Consider the following 18,567-nt stretch of genomic DNA (forward strand, 5'->3'; position numbering starts at 1 on the left):
ATGAAACGTTTGAATAAATATTGGCCGGTACTGTTGATTGCCACGTTGTTTTCCTGCGCAAAAGGGCTGGAAGAAATTAACGTGAACCCTAACCAGTCCGAAAAGGTAAATCCTCAGTTCCTGTTGTCTACGGTACTCATCGCTTCCGCGTACGACTACCAGAAAGACGCATATTATGACAAACCTGCTTCCGCCGGCCGCTACATTACGCTGGTGCGGAATGAAGGCAACGATAAATTTGACTGGGGCCCGCAAAACTGGGACGGTCTTTTTTCCAAGCTTTCCACCATCAAAAACATGATGGACCTCGCTGTGGAAAGTGAAGAACAACAGTATGTTGCACTGGGCAAAATACTCAAGGCATTCAATTTTGCCTATCTCAGCGACCTGTATGGAGATGTGCCCTATTCAAAAGCCCTGCTGTCTAAAGATGAAGGAATCTTGCACCCGTCTTACGATCAGCAGAAGGACATTTATCCTTCCCTGCTCAACGAGCTGAAAGAAGCCAACACTATGCTGGCGGGAGAGCTGGAGGCCATAGATGACAAAGCAGACGCCATGTACGGCGGCAACGTGATGGCCTGGCGCAAGTTTGCCAACTCCCTGCGCCTGCGTATGCTGCTGCGTATCTCCAAAGCCTACCCGCAGGCGTTTACAGAAATGCAGGAAATACTGAACAACAAAACGCAATACCCCATTTTTGAATCCAATGCAGATAACGCGGAAATAAAGTACCTGGGAGACATAGGCGCCAATACCTGGCCCGGCGCCCCGCTGGCCAATGCTTTCTCCGAGTTTGACAAAAGGAAGCCCAGCAAGGAAATTGTAGACGCGCTGCTGCAAAGGAACGATCCCCGCCTGGAAGTATGGATAGCACCGGTAGACGAGCCCGCGGGAGGAACCGTTGACCACAACCTGTACGTGGGTGTTCCCAACGCCGTTCCCGCACCATATGATTACAATGGCGGCACACCTCACATATCCCGGCTGAGCGCCATGTTCAACAGCAACCTCCACCCTATGGTGAAAGCCAGCATGCTCACCTATGCAGAAGTATGCTTCATACTGGCGGAAGCGCTGCAGGCAGGCAAGATCACTGTAGCCGGTGAAACGGCTGAAAGCATGTATTACAAAGGCATCAGGGCCAACATGCGTTATTATGGGGTAGAGGAAGATGCAGATGACGAAGGCTATTTTGACCAGCCGCTGGTGAAATACAACGGAACGCTGGAGCAACTGATAGGCCAGAAGTGGATTGCCGGTTTCCTGAAAGGGGCCGAGGCCTGGTTTGACTACCGGCGCACCGGTTTTCCCAAATTTGTGCTGGGGCCCCTGGCGCCGGGCGGTATTCCCAAACGCTACATCTATCCTGAAACAGAAAGGTCTTACAACGAAGATCAATACCAGAAAGCACTCACCGTATTTGGAGAAGATAAACAGACCACGCTGATGTGGTATCTGAAATAACATGTAATGAAAGGAAGAATAAGCAGCATATTATGCCTGGCGGCGGTTGCAGGCGGAGCGTTCTGCGCATCCGCCCAAACCGCCCGGCCAGACAGGATCATACTCAACGTAACAGAAAACCCGGCTACCTCAGCGGCGGTTACCTGGCGCACTAGTACCGCCGTGAAGGAAAGCTTTGCAGAGATCATTCCAGCGCAGGCAGACCCGCGCAGCATGAGCAAAGCTGTTCAGAGCAAGGCGGTTACCGCGCCCTGGCTGTCAGACACACTTAATGCGCATTACCACAGCATGGTTTTCCGCAACCTGGCGCCCAACACCCTGTATGCTTACCGCGTAGGGCAGGGAGAAGACTGGAGCGAGTGGTTCCAGTTCAGAACGGCGGGCAAGCCGGGAGAGCCCTTTACCTTTATTTACCTGGGAGACGGGCAAACCAACCTGCTCTCCATGTGGTCCCGCACCATCCGCAAGGCGTATGAGATGGCGCCTGAAGCCCGGCTCATGCTGCATGCGGGAGACCTGGTGAACCGGGGCAACCGCAATGTTGAATGGCAGCAATGGTTTGAAGCCGGCGGCTTTATTCACAGCAGCATACCTTCCATGCCTTCTCCCGGCAACCATGAGTACTATTACACGCCTGAAGACAGCGGCATGGTGTCTGCCTTCTGGCGGCCGCAGTTCACATTGCCGGAAAACGGGCCTGCGGGGCTGGAAGAGACCTGTTATTATGCAGACGTGCAGGGCGTGCGTTTCATTTCCCTGAACTCGCAGGAAATCGAGATCAACAAGGCCAACATGCTGAAACAAAAGGCGTGGCTGGAGGAGGTGTTGAAAAACAATCCCAACCAGTGGACATGCCTCGTTTTCCACCACCCCGTGCTCTCTACCAAAAGCACGCGCGATAACAAGGAAGTGCGCGGCCATTTTCAACCGCTGTTTGACAAGTACAAGGTAGACCTCGTAATGCAGGGGCATGACCATACCTATGCCCGCGGCAAGGTTGGCAATACGGTGTACGTGGTGTCTGTGAGCGGCCCCAAGATGTATGAGCTGGACCCTCAGCCCTGGATGCAGAAAACGGGCTCATATACCCAGCTGTTCCAGCTGGTGCATGTAAAAGGCAATAAACTTCGTTACGAATCCTATACCGCTACCGGCGAGCTGTTTGATGCTTTTGAGCTGGAGAAGAAAAAAGGCAGCGGAAACATTTTTACCAACAAGGCGCCCGCAGGTACGGCAGGGCATTGAGAAGATGCAATGCAGCCGCGGGCAGGCGTTTTGAAGTGGACTATTTTCTAACAGCGTAATTGGCTTAAAACGGCAGAATTTCCGGCATGAGGATATTACTTTGGCAACGGCTTTTTTTCATATTACTGGTAGCGGGCTTTTCCAGGCCCGCTGTTGGTGCTGACCCTGCTTTATTGCAGGCGGTCATTTATGCGCCCGGTCACAGTATGGCCGCGCAGGTATTGCAGGAAGAAGTGGCCAAACGTACCGGCCTCCGCTGGGCTGTAACAACAAAGTTCCCTGCTACCGGCACCGTGATCGTCCTGAAGGAAAAAACGCAATCTCTTCCATTCTCCATCACTGCAACGCCCAGGCTGCCCGCAAAAGCAGAAGCCTTCCGGCTGGCAGAACAGCAGGTGAAAGGGCGGCAGGTGATAGTAGTGGAAGGTTTTGACCGCAGGGGCGTGATGTTTGGCGTGGGCAAGCTGCTGCGCATGATGCGTTACGCCCCGAACAGGGTAACGCTACCGGAAGGGCTGGCCCTGGCGGAAGCGCCGGAAAAAGCCCTGCGCGGCCACCAGATAGGCTACCGCAACCTGGCCAACTCGTACGACGGCTGGAGCCCGCAGCAATATGAACAATACATCCGCGAGCTGATGATCTTCGGCGCCAACAGCATAGAAGGCATTCCTTTCCAGCCATGGGGGCCGCATTTCACGTTACCCTCCATGGAGATGAACCTGCGCATCAGCGAGATATGCAAACGGTACGATGTAAATTTCTGGGTGTGGACGCCGGCCACTTTTGACCTGAATGACGCCGCGAAGAAAGCGTACTTTCTCCGCCAGTTCGACACCTTGTTCCGCAAGGCGCCCCGGCTGGACGCGGTGTTTTTTCCCGGTGGAGACCCGGGGCATAATGACCCCAGGCTGGTAGTGCCTTTTCTGGAAGACCTGTCACGCCCGCTGATGCGCCGCCATCCCAAAGCGCGCATCTGGCTTTCGCTGCAGGGCTTTGATAAAGCGCAGAGCAATTTTGTATACGATTATATCCGGCAACAAAAACCGCAATGGCTGGCCGGCCTCGTAACCGGCCCCGGCAGCCCGCCCATGGAAGAAACCCGTGCGGCTTTGCCGGAGGGTTACCAGTTGCGGCATTATCCAGACATTACACATAACGTACGTTGTGATTTTCCCGTGCCCTGGTGGGACCCCGCTTTTGCCTTTACCCTGGGCCGCGAAGCGGTGAACCCCCGCCCGGTGTACCACACCGCGGCATTCCGGCACACCGCGCCGCTGAACGATGGGTTTATCAGCTACTCAGATGGTGCGCATGACGATGTGAACAAAATGATCTGGAGCATGCTGGGCTGGAACAGTGGCCGGGAGCCCCGGGACATGCTGCTGGAGTATACCAATTTCTTTTTTGACAGCGGAACGGCGGAAGCCGCCGCAGACGGCATTCTGGCGCTGGAGCGCAACTGGGTGGGGCCGGCATTGAAAAACCAGGGCATTGTAACCACCCTGCAGCAGTGGCAGCAAATGGAGCACAAACACATCGGCAACTGGCGTTGGCAGATGTTGCTGCTGCGCGCTTACTACGATGCCTATACGCGGGAGCGAGCCTTTAACGAAGCCATTGCGGAAGAAGCCGCCTGCAACGCGCTGATCAAGGCGCCGCTGACAGGCGCAGACTCCGCCATGCGGCTGGCAACAAAAATATTGCAGCTGGCAGACGCTCCGCCGGAACCCGCGTGGCGCGCAAAGATCGTAGCCCTCTGCGATTCCCTCTTCCATTCCATTGCACTGCAAACCAGCGTGCCCAAATACCAGGCCTCCGGCCCGGAAAGGGGGGCCGTGCTGGATTTCCTGGACAGGCCGCTCAATAACCGCTGGTGGCTGGAAGACCAGTTTGCCCGCATACGGCAGCTGCCCGCCGCGCAGCAGCTGGCCGCACTGGACACTATTGCCACCTGGACGCATCCCGGCCCCGGCAGCCATTATGACGATGTAGGCAATGTAAGCCGCGCCTGGCATGTAGTGCGGCCGGAAACACTGGAAACAGACCCGCTGATGCTGCGGAGCGATAACCCTGGGTTTGACTGGTGGGACGGCGGCAAAAGCCGCAAGCGCCTTTCCTGGCAGGTGAGCATGCGCTGGCCGCACAGCCTGGCATATGAGCGGCTGGACACGGCTGCTCATTATACCGTACGGGTTACCGGCAACGGAGAATGCCTGCTGCGCGCAAACGGAGAAAAACTGACACCCACATTATACGGCAAAGGCATCGGAGAGATCAAGGAATTTCCCGTACCGCAGGCCCTTACCCGCCAGGGCCGCCTGCAGCTTACATTCGATGCCATTGATGAAGAACATCTTAACTGGCGCCAGCACTCCCGTGTTACGGAAGTATGGCTCATCAAAAAATAGATCATGACAGCGAAAACTCTTGCAGGGCTTGGGCTTTGCATGTCTGCCTTTACCATGGCGGCCGGCCAGGCTACGGACTTCCCGTTCCATCAACCCGTATCCCTTCAGTATGCCATGCCTGATGAACTGAAAGGCAGCGTGCTTAAAAAAGTAATCACGGATTATAACGATAACGTACATGTGCTGACGGACAAAGGTTTTTACCGCACCAGCGGAGAAGCCCTGGTGCGGGACGTGCGCTTCCGCCCGCTGGCGGAAAAAATACCGCTGGATGTAACAGCGCAGGAGGGCAGCGGGCATTTGTATTACCTGTATGCAGACAAATGGCTCACCAACGGCTACGCGGGTATTCCCTACATGGCATTGCCCGTGAAAGGCCGCTACAACCAGCTGGCGGTAGCAGCCAACGGCAGCGTGCTGCTGGCCGGCCCGGGCGCAGCGGCGCTGGCATATAACGGCAAGCTGGTAAACTGTGTTCCGCCGCCTGAAGAGCTGGAACAGCTGCAGGTGCATAACGGCCGCTTCTATGCGCGCACTGCCAAAGGCATCTATTACCTGGACGGGGAAAAGTTTGTGCTGCTGCAGGCCGTACAGCAACCGCAGGCCATGGCTTTCCGCAACGGAGATGTGATCATTGGCACGCGTATAGGCTACTACGCCGTGAACAGCCAAACGGGCGATACCAGCCTGCGCCTGCAGCAACGGGTGCCCGTACCGGATATCAGCGCTCTGCTGGTACGCAATGGTCGCATCTGGGCCGGTACGCCGGAAGGAGCTTTTGCGGAAGATTCCGCAGGGCTGTACCGTTACTTTGCCTCACGGCGCTGGCTCAACGAAAATGCGGTGAAAAGCATGGCAGTAGACGGGGAAGGGAACATCTACCTGCTCAGCCCCACCGGCCTCAACCGCATCAGCTTCCCGGCGCATACGCTGGCGGAAAAGGCGGCCTACTTTCAACGCAAGATCAGGGAGCGCCACATCCGCTACGGCTTCATTGCCAACCTTCATCTCAGCCGGCCGGGAGACGCGGGCACTTCCCAGATGGCCGATACGGACAACGACGGCCTCTGGACCGCTTTTTACCTGGGCAGCCAGGCTTTCCGCTACGCGGTTACCAAAGAACCCAAAGCCAAACGTTACGCCTGGGAAGGGTTTGAAGCCTTTGAACGCATCCTTTCCGTGAACCAGCTGAAAGGGTTTCCGAGCCGCACGTTTGAACGCAAAGGTTATAAGAACTCCGACCCGGAAAGGTGGAGAGATTCCCCTGACCCTGAATGGGAGTGGAAGGGGCACACCAGCAGCGACGAGTTTGTAGCCTATATCTGGATTGCCGCCGTACTGCATGAAATGGTGGCGGAAACACCGGAAGAGCAGCAACGGGTGGCGGCTTTCATAGACAAGATCATGACCCACATCATAGACAACAAGTACTATTTTGTAGACATAGACGGTAAACCCACGCTCTGGGGCCGCTGGAACCCTGAATACATCAACTGGTACCCTGAAACCATCGGAGACCGCAAGCTGGGCAGCACTACCATCATAGCAGGCCTGCAGCTGGGCTACGCCCTTACCGGTAAAAAGAAATACAAAGACGAAGCCATGCGCCTGATGAACAAACATGGCTATCTCAAAAACATCCTCATCGACTACCGCAAGATCACCTACACGCCCGGTTATAAGCATATGGGCATAGACATGGGTACGGGCGGCTGGAACCATAGTGATGATGAAATGGCCTTCCTGACCTATTGGGTGCTGTACCGCTATGCCTTCACAGACCAGCTGAAGCAGCAATACGCCGGCGTTATCCGCAATCACTGGGAGATGGAACGGCCGGAAAAAAACGCGGTATGGGACCTCATTACCCTGGGCACGGCAGGTGATTCGGACGCGGACGCCACGCTCTGGTGGCTGCGTACCTTTCCGATGGATTTGGTAACCTGGCAAATTAAAAACTCCCACCGCAAGGATTTGACGTTTTTACCTGCTAACTTCAGGGAACAGACCACGGAAAGACTGATACCGCTGGATGAACAGCCTGTTCACCGCCACAATGCCAACGCCTTCAACCTGGACGGCGGCCGTGGCGGCGCCACTGAGCTGGCGGGAGACGAGTATTTGCTGCCTTACTGGATGGCCCGCTTTCTAAAAGTATTGAAATGATAATGTTGCGGAAAAGGAATTGCAGGGTGGAATTGGCAACTTTACCGGTATGTCAAGTGACCGAAAAGTATTGAACCAATGAATAAACAAAAGCTGATTGCCTTATTAGGCTGCTGCCTGCTGCTGCAGGCGGCCTTTGCCCAGAAACCCGCAGAACGCCCTAAAATAGTAGTGGGCATGATGGTTGACCAGATGCGCTGGGATTTCCTGTACCGTTACGGCCAGCGCTACGGCGCGGGCGGTTTTAAACGCCTGCTGGGCGAAGGGTTCAGTTGCGAGAACACCCTCATCAACTACGCCCCCACGGTAACAGCATGCGGCCACACGTCCGTATACACCGGCTCCGTACCGGCAGTGCACGGCATTATCAGCAACGGCTGGTATAACCGTGCATTGAACAGGGATGTGTATTGCGCGGAAGATACCACGGTGCAACCCGTAGGCATCCCTTCACAGAAAGGCGGCATGTCTCCCCGCAACCTGCTTGCCAGCACGGTAACAGACGAGCTGCGCATGGCCACCAACTTTGAAAGCAAGGTAGTAGGCGTTGCCATCAAAGACCGCGGCGCCATTTTTCCCGCGGGCCACAGCGCCAACGCTGCCTTCTGGTATGATGGCGGCTCCGGCAAGATGGTGACCAGCACTTACTACATGAAAGAGCTGCCGGCATGGGTGCAGCGCTTTAATGACAGGAAGCTGCCGCAGCAACTGCTTGCCAACGGCTGGAACACGCTCTACCCGCTGAATACCTACAAACAAAGCGAAGCAGACAATAAAGATTATGAAAAGCCCTTCGGCCATGAGCAGCAACCCGTGTTCCCTCACCAGTTCAAGGGCAGGGAAAACGGGGACGTTCGCTCTACGCCTTACGGCAACACGCTCACTTTTGAATTTGCCAAGGCTGCTATTGAAGGTTATGGCCTGGGCAGTGGCAAGGCAACGGATTTCCTGGCCGTAAGCTTTTCTTCGCCAGACGCGGTAGGCCACCAGTTTGGCCCTAATTCCATAGAAGTGGAAGACGTATACCTGCGGCTGGATAAAGAGCTGGCGGAGTTTTTCAGCTGGCTCGACCAGCGTTTCGGCAAAAACAATTACCTCTTTTTCATCACGGCAGACCATGGCGTATCCCAGTCTCCCGGTTATTTGGAAGAGCACCGCCAGCCCACCGGCATCATTAACGGCAAGGAAGCTATTGCTGCCGTAAACAAGGCGCTGGACGCGCAGTTTGGCGTGCCCAACGGCGTGCTGGCCGTTTCTGCCCACCAGTTGTATCTCAACCGCCCCGCTTTTATGGAACGGAACATAGATATGAGCGTTGTAGAGAAAACGGTAATACGCGTGCTGAAGCAGCAGCCCGGTGTAGTGGCCGCTTACAGCCTCTCGCAGCTGGGTTGCGCGCCTATTCCGGAGCCGGCCAAAACCATGTTCGTGAACGGGTTTAATGAAGAAAGAGGAGGGGATGTGCTGGTGATCTACAAATCTGGATGGAAGGAAGGGAGCCGCACCGGCGCTACGCACGGCCTGTGGTACCCTTACGATGCGCATATTCCGCTGGTATGGATGGGCTGGGGCATTAAACCCGGCAAAACGCACCGTACTACGGGTATGACAGACATTGCGCCCACGCTGGCCGCCCTGTTGAATATACAGATGCCCAGCGGCAACGTGGGGCATGTGGTAACGGAGATATTTGAAAAATAGAGCACATTTATACGAAATATAAAAAACGGGCCGGCTGTTTTTGCCGGCCCGTTTTTTATAGATACTCGTTAAAGCCTTATGCGTACCCCCAGGTTCACCCCCAGGCCGCCGATGTTGATGTAGGATTTAAGATCATTGGCAGGCGCGTTATCATTCTTGTAATTCGTTTTGGCGCCCGTAGTGCCTGTAGGCGTATTGGAATTCTGGTCAAGCGTGGTTACGTAATCCGTATGCCGCTCCGCGGTACTGAGATCATTCAGGCCGCGGTGTTGAGTAGAGATCACCTGCCCGTTGGTGGTGTTGACAACGTTGGTCACCTCATCGTACTCCGTTACTTCCTTGCTTTTACCTTTTACGGGCACGTTGCGGTATTCCGTTTCCAGGAAAATGTCAAGCCGTTTGCCAAGCGGGTAGGTAGCCCCTAATGCGCCCTGGAAGCCGATGGTGGGGCTGGGCTCAATTTCTTCCTTTCGGTGAATGGCGGTCTGCGCCATCACAAAAGCCGGCTGGCCGGGTACGGCGCTTGCCCTGGTGGCATCTGTCTCAATAAAAAGCCGGCCCCATAAAGGCACTACCACGCCGAACCTTACGTACGGGTTCAGCTTTTCGAAGCCGGGATTGATCACCAGGCTGGGCGCAAAATCTACAGCGTTTACATGACCGTGGCTTTCCACGCTGCCGGCCACAGCGCCGGAACCTTCTACCGTGGTGATATTACGCGTCATTAGGTTCTTTTTGCTGTGGAAGTAATTGAACGTTCCTTCCAGTGCCATATACCGGTTAAAGTTATACCCGAAAGTAAGGCCGCCTCTTGCGCCTTCACCGTAAGAGCCCGTGAGCACCTTCTCCGAAATGGTAGTGGTGGCGCCTGTGTTCGGGTTTACCGAATTACGTATGTCTCGCGGGGGATAAGGGCCTACATCAGGGAACTGGCCATTTGAAACGCTGAAAAAATAGCCGCCGGCCGCCTTGATGTAAAATTTGCCAGATTGCGCCTGCGCCATACCGGTGCCTGCCAATACGAGCAGTGCAGAAAAAAGCAGGTGTTTCCGTTTCATATTGACTTTGTTTTGGTGAGAAGAATATGGTCAATACGGAATTTACTGATTTTTAAGCACTTGCGCAAATTATAAATCGAGCGTGACGGTGGTGAGGCCGTCGCTTTTTACGGCTGCTACGTTCACGCCGCCTTTGCCGGTATCTACCTGGATAGTGGCGCGGCCGTTATACAGCTGTACCTTCCGTGAGCCGGAAGACGTGCCCAGGTTGTCTATCAGCCGCCCGTCTCCCGCCAGTGAGAAGTACACCCAGTTAGCCGCGTCCAGACACTGGATGCCTTTATCGTCCAGCAGTTTTACTTCCAGCGTAGCCATACTGCCATTGACTGCCTTCTTTTCAAGTGTCATTTTTGCGGGCTTGCCCCAACTCTCTGTCTGGTATTGAAAAGCGATCTTGTCTTCCACCACGGCTTTGCCTTTTGCGGCCACCACGCGCACTTCATTGCTGCCTTTAGCGAAAGCCACGTTCCAGCGCAGACCTGCAGCCGGAAAATCTGCGCTGCGCCGTTTTTTCTTCCCGTAACTTTTCCCGTTCACGAACAGCTCTGCTTCGTCACAGTTGGAATACACTTTCACCATTTTTTCTTCTCCTTCCTGGCCCCACCTTACCGGCTGGGAATGGCCATAGATGTGTGCCATGGGCTGCGTAGCCCAATACGACTGGAATACGTAGTAGGCTTCCTTCCTGGTGAGGTCCCTTTCCACCAGGCCTTTCTGGTTCATATACGGTACGGGATTGTCTGGCCGGATGGGTGTGGAGAAATCCTTGAATACCCATTGGGCGGTGCCGGTGAGCCAGGGCATGGTTTCCTGCTCTTTCAGGTGCCAGTCCATCAGGTTGCAGATATAACTTTCACTCCAGTCACCATCTTTTGAAACGCGTGCAGCGCCGCCGTATAGGGACGCATCTCCCGCGCGCTCGTCCGTCCCGCCGCCGGTTTTGATGTTTTGCAGGGCCTTGTCAGGACTTTCAGAGTGGCGGCCGGCATGGCTGTCTCCGCCCCATTCCACATGCAGGAAATGGTTTACTTTTTTCATTTCCGTTTCGGAAGTGGATTTGTATTCCGTATAAATGCCCCGGTACCAGCCGGCCCAGATGGAGGGAGAGTATACATCTACAATGTCTTTACAGAAATCGCACCGGCGGATGGCCGTTTTGCGGGAAGGGTCCAGCTGGTGGGAGAGGTCATGCAGCTCTTTCATGAACGCGCGTATCTTCTCCTTGTCAAATTCAGGAAAGTCTCCCGGCCAGTCGTTTTCATTGCCCAGGCCCCATATCACTATGGAGGGATGGTTGTAGTGCTGGTTGATCATGTTGGTGAGCATGCGTTTGGCCTGCTGCTGGTATACCGGGCCGCCAAGGCCGCCGCGGCACCAGGGGATCTCTTCCCATACCACCATGCCCAGGCTGTCACACAGGTTGAGAATGATGCGGGACTGCTGGTAGTGGCCCAGCCTGATGAAGTTCACGCCCATTTCTTTCATGAGTATCATTTCCTGCCGCATCATGTCTTCCGTCATGGCGGCGGCCACCCCGGCATGATCTTCGTGACGGTGCGTACCCTTCAGCAGCAGGCGTTTGCCGTTGAGCAGGAAGGGGCCATGCTGTACAAATTCAAAGGTGCGGAAACCGGTTTTGACCGATTGTGTGCAGCTGGCGCTGTTTTTTGATACGGTAGCTTCTACCGTGTACAGCACCGGGTGGTCTGTATGCCAGGGCTGCGGTTTTTTGACGGTGAAAGTAGCGGCGTTGATGGCGCCATCAAGGTTGCTCACTTCCTGTGTAGACTCGTTGATCTTTTTGCCGGAAGGGTCTTTGAGCGTGGTAGTGATGGTAGCGCCGGTCAGTTTGCCGGGATTGTAAAGCTGCAGCGTTACGTTTACGGTGGCGCTTTTGCCGTTGTCTTTAACTTCAGGCCGCACATGCATTTGCTGTATGGAAACAGGCGGTGCGTAGATGAGGTTGAGATAACGGTAAATACCGCCATATACGTTGAAGTCAGAAAGATCTGAAGGGATCATTTCCAGGTCGCGACTATTATCTGTGCGGATAGAAACAGGTACGGCGCCTTTGAATTGCGGCGTTTTTTTGAAGGCCTCTACGGCGTCTGTAATATCGGCAGTCCATTCATCGTAACCGCCGGTATGGGAGGCTACTTTGGTGGTGTATACATACACGTCCGTTTTCTGACCGGCGCCTTCAAAATGCAGGATGGTCCTGCCGCCGGCGTAGGGATTGTTGATCTTTAGCTGTGTGCGGTACCAGGCGGGGCCCTGGTAATAGTTCACATCAGGGTCTACCGCATCATAGGCGTTGACGCAATGCGGGAGGCTTACTTTTTCCCATATGGGAGAGGCCTCCGGGTTGCCTTTGCCCACGGGGCGTACCGCTTCCCAGATGCCGCCAAGGTCTGAGCGGAGAAATTCCCAGCCGGTGTTCAGCCTTTGCTGTTGCTGGGCACGGGTGGTGACAGACAGTAAGAAAAGTGCTGCAGGCAGCAGGTAGTTTTTAATCTTCATAACGTAGGAATTTTAAATCGTGCCAACGATCATCCCGGCAAAATAGCAAACGTTTGCATAAAATCCGAAAAAAATAGGTATGGAGCGGTGAAAGTGGCCATAGTCGGGCGTTTGGGGCCAGGTGGCGGAGCAGGCAGAAAAAACAGGCCACTCCGGGAGGGAGCAGCCCATTTTTGATAATAGATCCGCCAATCTAAAACTTCTTTTAATTGCAGGCTGCGGTTATGTAGCCTGCTTGTGGTCCGGTGTTTAAGACCTGCCGCCCTTTCCGAACAACCTGTCTTGTTTGTACTTCACATCCTGCTGGCGCTGGTTTTGACCGTTGCCGCGGTTTTCTATCAGCCGGTTGCTGTTGCCGCGGTTGTTATTGTTCCAGGAATTGTTGCGGCGTTCCGCAGGGCGGTTGTTGTTCCAGTTGTCGTTACGACGTTCGGCTGCGCGGTTATTGTTCCAGTTATCATTCCGCCTGTCGTTTCCGCGGCCGTTGTTCCAGCCGTTATTGCGGTGATCATTGCCGCGGCCGTTATTCCAGGCGTTGTTACGGCGGTCATCATCCCAGTGGCGGTTGTTCCGGGAATCGCGGAGCAGCGGCTGGTGGTAGTAGGCGTTGCGGTATTTGGCGTATTGCACACGGTACCTGTCGTGATAACGGAAAGGATCGCGCTCGTTGATCACCACCTTGTAAGTGCGGTAGAAGTCAACGTGGCGGTAGCGGGCCGGCACGTAAGCCGTTCTGATCCAGCGGCCGCGGTCAAAGTAAATATATTGCCGTGCCGGAACATAATAATACATGTCCATGGCGGGCAGGTAGTAGTATTCTACATAATCGTACCCTGCGGGGCCCCAGGCGGGCTGCAGGCCAATATTGATGCTCACTCTCACCTGCGCGCTGGCCGGGCTGAACACGGCGCCTGCGGCTATCAATGAAACCAGGATTAGGAATCGTTTCATACACAATCGTTTTAGTCTGCATATTAGACCGATTGCTGTAAACGGGGTTTAATCTGTTAAAGCAGTTTTAACATATACAAAACAGTTGAATAACAGTAAGTTAGAGCTTACCAGCCACCGCCTCCGCCACCACCTCCGCCGCCGCCTGAAGAACCGCCTCCACTGCTGCCGGAGCTCCAGCTGGAACTGCCTGAGCTGCTGCTGCCGCTGCTGCCGGAAGAGGCGGTAGGGTCTACCTGGGCACGGCCCAGGGAAGATATAAATCCGGAACTGAAGGAAGACGAGAGGCTGCCGTACCGGATCTCCTTGCCTTCATACCAGTCTGGCGCATAGCCGGCCTGCTCCAGTACTGTTTCAAACTTGCTGCCCCATTCGTTCTCAAGGTCGAGCGCAATTGCATAGGGCAGCAGCCTTTCAAACAGCGCGGGCGTGCGCTCGGGCGGAGTGAGCATGTTGAGCCGGTGTTCTTCCGCTGTTTTCAGGTACATCATAAAACCTTCTATTTTGGCCAGCTGTGCCGCGCCCAGGGTGGTGGGCGCCTTGATGAGGTACACGTACCAGGCGTAGGCGAGCAGCAGCGCTATTACAAAGGCGATGGCAATGAAGGGTATTTCTCCCATGTCCATCACCACACATATAAGCGGCATGAAGGTGAAAATAGTGCCCAGGATGGTGAGGAATATGCCTGAACAGCCGTTTTTCAGGCTTCTGAGCCCGCTGATCAGCAGCGTGCCGCCCACAGCTATGAAGGGAGCCAGGAACAGGAGCACAAAAAACTCTCCGAAGTTCATGGTCAGTATGTAGCCAAGCAATACCGCCAACGTAATGAGGCCGCCTATCAAAATGTGTTTGGTATTGCTGACGTAGTAAGATTTCAGGTTGTGTTTGCTGCTCAGTGAATTGCTGTAAGCAGATTGTGCGCTGGAAAAAGCCCTGTGCTGGGAATCGTTCACCTTGATGCTGTTCCTTCCCTGGAACAGTTGGGAATAGATGCCGCGCTCCTCCGGGGTGAGGGCGTCTGCGGGCGTGTCTCCTTTTTCCAGCTTGAACTGGGAGCCGTCTTTTTTGATATGCAGGGCCTTTTTAATGGCCATGCTGATAATGGCGGCTGTAAAACCGGTGTTGTCTGCTTTCTTTTTATACAGGTAGCGGATACCGGCAGGAGAAAGCCCGTCCGGCGGCTCAAAAGCGGGTACCACCACCGGTTTTTCCGGGTCTTTGCCATGTTTGCGCCAGGTGAAGAAACCGTAGCAGAACACAATGACGCTGCCCAGGAGGGCCAGCAGGTACTCTTTGTAGGCCATCAGCTTGTCCCAAAATATTTCCCAGGCGGTGGGCGGGGGCGGGCGGGTGATGATGCCGGGAGTGAAACCGGCTGCAACGGTGAAGCCGTTGCCGGGGGCCAGCAGCTGGCGTGTGTGGAACACGGGAGCACCGCTGCTGTTATACTCCACGCTGCAGTCTGTTTCTTTGGAGCCCATAGGCCCGGTGTAACAGGCTGTTTGCAGCACTTTAGCGCCGTCGGGCACGGTTACCGTGGCACTGGCCTGGTAAATCGGGAAGTTCCAGTTGTTGCCCGTTACGTTCCAGTACAGCTCATCGTACCCGTCAAAAAAACCGACCTGGCCGGATGTTTGGTAAGCAATCAGGTATTCATATATGCCCGCTTCCAGGTCTATGTTTGCATCACCGATGCGTATGCTCAGCTCGCCGTTCTGCTCCGTTTCCTTGTATGGCTCATAGCTGCCGTTTTTCCGTACTTCCGTTACATGAATGGATGCGCGTACCCTGCGGCCATACATGTCATACCGGTAAACCGGAATGTTGCGGAAAATGCCTTTGCGGACCTGCGTCAGGTCAGTGATCACTTTGATATGTTCCGTTACCTGCAGCAGGCCGGAAGGCAATATGCGGAGGTCTGCATGGAAAGAAAGGATGCCTTCGGCAAAAGGGGGCGCTTCTTCCTGTGCCGGGGCTACGCGTGCCGAGATGATGAGCAGCGCGAGCAGGAGTAATTTTTTCATCATAGGGGTTACTGGAAAGAAACGTTGGGCCTTTCCCGGTGAACGGGATTGTCTATCTCGAAGAATACGCTGGTTTTAAACCCGAACATGCCGGCAACAATGTTGGAAGGAAAACTTTCCACCAGTATGTTGTTTTCACGCACGGTGCCGTTGTAGTAGCGGCGGGCGGATTCCAGGTTGTTTTCAATGGCGCTCAGCTCATCCTGCAGCTGGAGGAAGTTGGTACTGGCCTTGAGGTCAGGGTAATTTTCCGCCACGGCTATCAGGGAGCCCAGGGCCCTGCTGAGGTTGTTTTCCGCCTGTATTTTATCTTGCGGGGAATTGGCCTGCATGGAGGCCGTGCGGTAGCGGGTTACGTTTTCCAGCGCCGTTTTTTCGTGTGCGGCGTAGCCTTTGACGGTTTCCACGAGGTTGGGGATAAGATCGTACCGTTTTTTCAAACTGACGTCTATGCCGCTCCAGGCTTCTTTCACAAGGTTTCTCCTGCTAACGAGCCGGTTGTAGAGCGATACTGCCCAAAGAGCGGCAATGGCAATAACGGCGATAACTGCAATGGTGATGCCCATACTGGTGATGTTTGGTTTCTGGGCAGGAAAATAACGAAAAAACAGCTATTGTTTGAGGTATTTGAGGGTAAAATAGAAGATGGAGAACATGCCGGCAAATAACAGGCTGAACGCCCAAACGGAAATATGCGCCGCCGGCTGCAGCCAGTGCTGCCCCACGGCGGAGAACAGCGCGTAAGGGTCAGCCAGCACGTCCCAGCTGTTGAAGCGGAGAAAGCGGCCCAGGTAAACGCCGTACCCGCAAAGCACCATGATGAAGAGCAGCGTTCCGTTCACAGCGGCTTTGCTGAAGTGGGGAGCAAGAAAGCTTTCTACATGCAGCAGAGACAGCGCGCCCAGCAGCAGGCCGTTCCAGGCTGCGGTAGTTACCAGGATGAGATCGAACCACGGGGGCGCGGAAGATGTACCGGTAAAGTGCAGGATGTCCGTAACCAGGTAGGGCGCATTGGGAAAGAATACCAGCCATGCGCCCAGCAACAGCAGGCTGCGCCAGTGCAGCGGCCGCCTGTCTGCCAGCTGCCTGCTGAAAACGAGCGGCATAACGGCCAGCACCATGTTCCATATGTAGAACCCATACATAATGCTACCGGTGTAATACATGCGCACGCCTACGAGGAGCAGGCAGAACGCAACAGACACCAGTAGCATTTTTGCGGCGGAGGAGAGGGGAGCGTTCATATAAAAGCAGCTTGCGGCATATGTTGCGGATGTGTGATACGGTACAGCGTTTTAATGTACTTGAAATACATTTTCCGCATGTACCCTTTGTATGTATTGCCGCCGGCCTTCAGCAGGCGGTGGTGGCCTATCCATACCGTCAGCGCCGTTCCGAAGAAAAAGCAGCGGTAGAGCTGGGCGCAGATCATTTTCCCGAAAGTGGATTTTTGTTCGAATATGATGCCCATCCTTTCCGTCTGGAAGGTGATGTGGCAGGCTTCATCAATAAGTATATCCCGGCAGATCTGTTTGAGCAGCACACAATAAGTGGCGTCTTTCAGGGCCTGGTAGTAGATCTGGGCGGCACTTTCCACGGTGATGACCGCCAGCGTCCATATTTCCATGCTGGTGTTAAAACCGCGTACCTTCCGGAAAAGGGTATCTCCCCAGTCTTTTTTGATGCGCGGCTGGCCAATGAGATCCAGGTATTTGCCCAGGTTTTCCCCATGTTTCTGCTCTTCCCGGATGAAGAGGGTCATGGCCGTGATGTAATCCGGGTCGTTATGCTGGCGGGCGTATTGGGTAACGGCCCGCAACAGGTTATGCCCGTCAGACGTTTCGCCCAGCTGCCAGGCTTGCATGGAACGGAGTATGACGGCGGTTTCCCGCGGGGAGATAGCGGGCTCCAGGTCCCAGTTGATGCGGTGGTACCGCAGGTTGTTGCGGAAATGTTCTATCCATTGGCGGGCGGTGTGCATGGGCGCGTTTTTTTTGCTCACTTTGTGTTGCAAAGTGAAAGGGTGAAAAATCAGCCCGTGTGGACGGGCTGTATTAATAGGATTGAAAAGTACTTTGAATTACAAAGTAAATGTGCAGCAATGACACTGCCAAATTTTTTTTGAGCAGGAGAGGAACGCTTGCGGCGCCGCCGCCGGGAAGGGGGTGACCTCCGCTACGCAAGCCCGTGCGAGGGCGCTCAGGAAGCCGTGATCACGTTTGCCAGCAATTGCACCACGCCGGCTTCCTTCACCGTTACTTTCAATGAAAGCTGCTTGTGGAAGGTAAGCGGTACGGGCCAGCCGATGGTTACCGTTTCAAGGCCGGCGCCGCTGCGGAACACGGAGATACCGTAGCTGTTGTGTGTGGTGAGCCCCTGGTTGAAAAGAGCGGCAATACTGATATTCACCACATTTTTGCCGTCTATGTCCAGTATCACGAAAGAAAGGTCGGAAATACCGCCCTGTTTGGTGATCTCAGCTGAAATGAAGAGGCCGGGGCCTTTGAGCTTTACAAGCTCTTTAGTGGAGTTGATGGCGGGGCTGGTAGCCAAACCCTGCGTACGCACGGGATTTACCACGGCGCCAATTAATGCGGAGGCCATAATACAATGTTTTGGGGTTATGAATTGATTTGTTCCCTGAAGTTACGCATTTTACGGGGTATAAAATGCGGGTTATTGCCTGTATGCATGCGTATTTGTACCTGAACATGCAGGCATTGAAGCGGGAAGAAGGTTGGGGCATTTAAAAATAATTCCGTATATTTGCTGCAATGTCAGGTACACGTACATATATCACCAAAAACGTCATTCGCCGCACTGTTGCGGATGCAATGCCCCTGTACGGTTGCACCTCACAGCAATTCCGCACATTCTGCAAGAAGTTGTACTACTTCTCAAATTTTAAGGACTTCAATAAATTGACCCTGGCCTGCTAAAACAATAATTCCAAGGCTCAGGGTGCCCTTTCCTGTTTTTTACTGATTTAAATGCTTGATGCGAAACCGCATGGTTTGCATTACAGCA

The 18,567-nt window shown here is 54.4% G+C and carries 13 protein-coding genes; 5 read left to right on the forward strand and 8 right to left on the reverse strand.

The features are described 5' to 3' along the window. The 5 genes from ABDW36_RS22975 (at nucleotide 1) to pafA (ending at nucleotide 8,987) form a co-directional block, all read left to right on the forward strand. Complete coding sequence (locus ABDW36_RS22975; RefSeq protein ID WP_343704277.1) at nucleotides 1-1,467, forward strand: SusD/RagB family nutrient-binding outer membrane lipoprotein; 1,467 nt, start codon at nucleotides 1-3, stop codon at nucleotides 1,465-1,467. A 6-nt stretch (nucleotides 1,468-1,473) separates the two neighbouring features. Beyond that, entirely contained in the window at nucleotides 1,474-2,712 is a 1,239-nt protein-coding gene (locus tag ABDW36_RS22980) for a metallophosphoesterase family protein (RefSeq protein WP_343704278.1), read from the forward strand. Between the two features lie 86 nt (nucleotides 2,713-2,798). Beyond that, nucleotides 2,799-5,120 carry a hypothetical protein gene (locus tag ABDW36_RS22985; protein ID WP_343704279.1) on the forward strand — a complete coding sequence of 774 codons (2,322 nt, stop codon included), beginning with the start codon at nucleotides 2,799-2,801 and terminating at the stop codon, nucleotides 5,118-5,120. Nucleotides 5,121-5,123: 3 nt separating this feature from the next. Further along, nucleotides 5,124-7,286, forward strand: coding sequence for a hypothetical protein (locus ABDW36_RS22990; RefSeq protein WP_343704280.1), 2,163 nt, complete (start codon nucleotides 5,124-5,126; stop codon nucleotides 7,284-7,286). Nucleotides 7,287-7,364: 78 nt separating this feature from the next. Next, entirely contained in the window at nucleotides 7,365-8,987 is a 1,623-nt protein-coding gene (gene pafA, locus ABDW36_RS22995) for an alkaline phosphatase PafA (RefSeq protein WP_343704281.1), read from the forward strand. Between the two features lie 68 nt (nucleotides 8,988-9,055). Here pafA and ABDW36_RS23000 read toward each other — a convergent pair whose 3' ends face one another. The 8 genes from ABDW36_RS23000 to ABDW36_RS23035 all read right to left on the reverse strand — a co-directional run bounded on the left by ABDW36_RS23000 (nucleotide 9,056) and on the right by ABDW36_RS23035 (nucleotide 18,144). After that, nucleotides 9,056-10,045, reverse strand: coding sequence for an outer membrane beta-barrel protein (locus ABDW36_RS23000; RefSeq protein WP_343704282.1), 990 nt, complete (start codon nucleotides 10,043-10,045; stop codon nucleotides 9,056-9,058). A gap of 69 nt (nucleotides 10,046-10,114) precedes the next feature. Continuing rightward, nucleotides 10,115-12,565 carry a glycoside hydrolase family 2 TIM barrel-domain containing protein gene (locus ABDW36_RS23005; protein ID WP_343704283.1) on the reverse strand — a complete coding sequence of 817 codons (2,451 nt, stop codon included), beginning with the start codon at nucleotides 12,563-12,565 and terminating at the stop codon, nucleotides 10,115-10,117. Nucleotides 12,566-12,814: 249 nt separating this feature from the next. Beyond that, nucleotides 12,815-13,516 (reverse strand): hypothetical protein, encoded by a 702-nt coding sequence (locus ABDW36_RS23010; RefSeq protein WP_343704284.1) that lies wholly within the window; start codon nucleotides 13,514-13,516, stop codon nucleotides 12,815-12,817. A gap of 107 nt (nucleotides 13,517-13,623) precedes the next feature. Beyond that, nucleotides 13,624-15,540, reverse strand: a complete 1,917-nt coding sequence (locus ABDW36_RS23015; RefSeq protein ID WP_343704285.1) for a DUF2207 domain-containing protein — start codon at nucleotides 15,538-15,540, stop codon at nucleotides 13,624-13,626. An 8-nt stretch (nucleotides 15,541-15,548) separates the two neighbouring features. Continuing rightward, nucleotides 15,549-16,106, reverse strand: a complete 558-nt coding sequence (locus tag ABDW36_RS23020) for a LemA family protein (RefSeq protein ID WP_343704286.1) — start codon at nucleotides 16,104-16,106, stop codon at nucleotides 15,549-15,551. A gap of 45 nt (nucleotides 16,107-16,151) precedes the next feature. Next, nucleotides 16,152-16,784, reverse strand: coding sequence for a DUF1361 domain-containing protein (locus ABDW36_RS23025; protein ID WP_343704287.1), 633 nt, complete (start codon nucleotides 16,782-16,784; stop codon nucleotides 16,152-16,154). Beyond that, nucleotides 16,781-17,521 (reverse strand): ferritin-like domain-containing protein, encoded by a 741-nt coding sequence (locus ABDW36_RS23030; RefSeq protein WP_343704288.1) that lies wholly within the window; start codon nucleotides 17,519-17,521, stop codon nucleotides 16,781-16,783. Before ABDW36_RS23030 ends, ABDW36_RS23025 begins: the two co-directional genes overlap by 4 nt. 218 nt (nucleotides 17,522-17,739) lie before the next feature. Further along, nucleotides 17,740-18,144, reverse strand: coding sequence for a hypothetical protein (locus ABDW36_RS23035; protein WP_343704289.1), 405 nt, complete (start codon nucleotides 18,142-18,144; stop codon nucleotides 17,740-17,742). Nucleotides 18,145-18,567 lie beyond the last annotated feature (423 nt).

Origin of the sequence: Chitinophaga sp. (assembly GCF_039596455.1) — a bacterium.
Lineage (GTDB): Bacteria > Bacteroidota > Bacteroidia > Chitinophagales > Chitinophagaceae > Chitinophaga.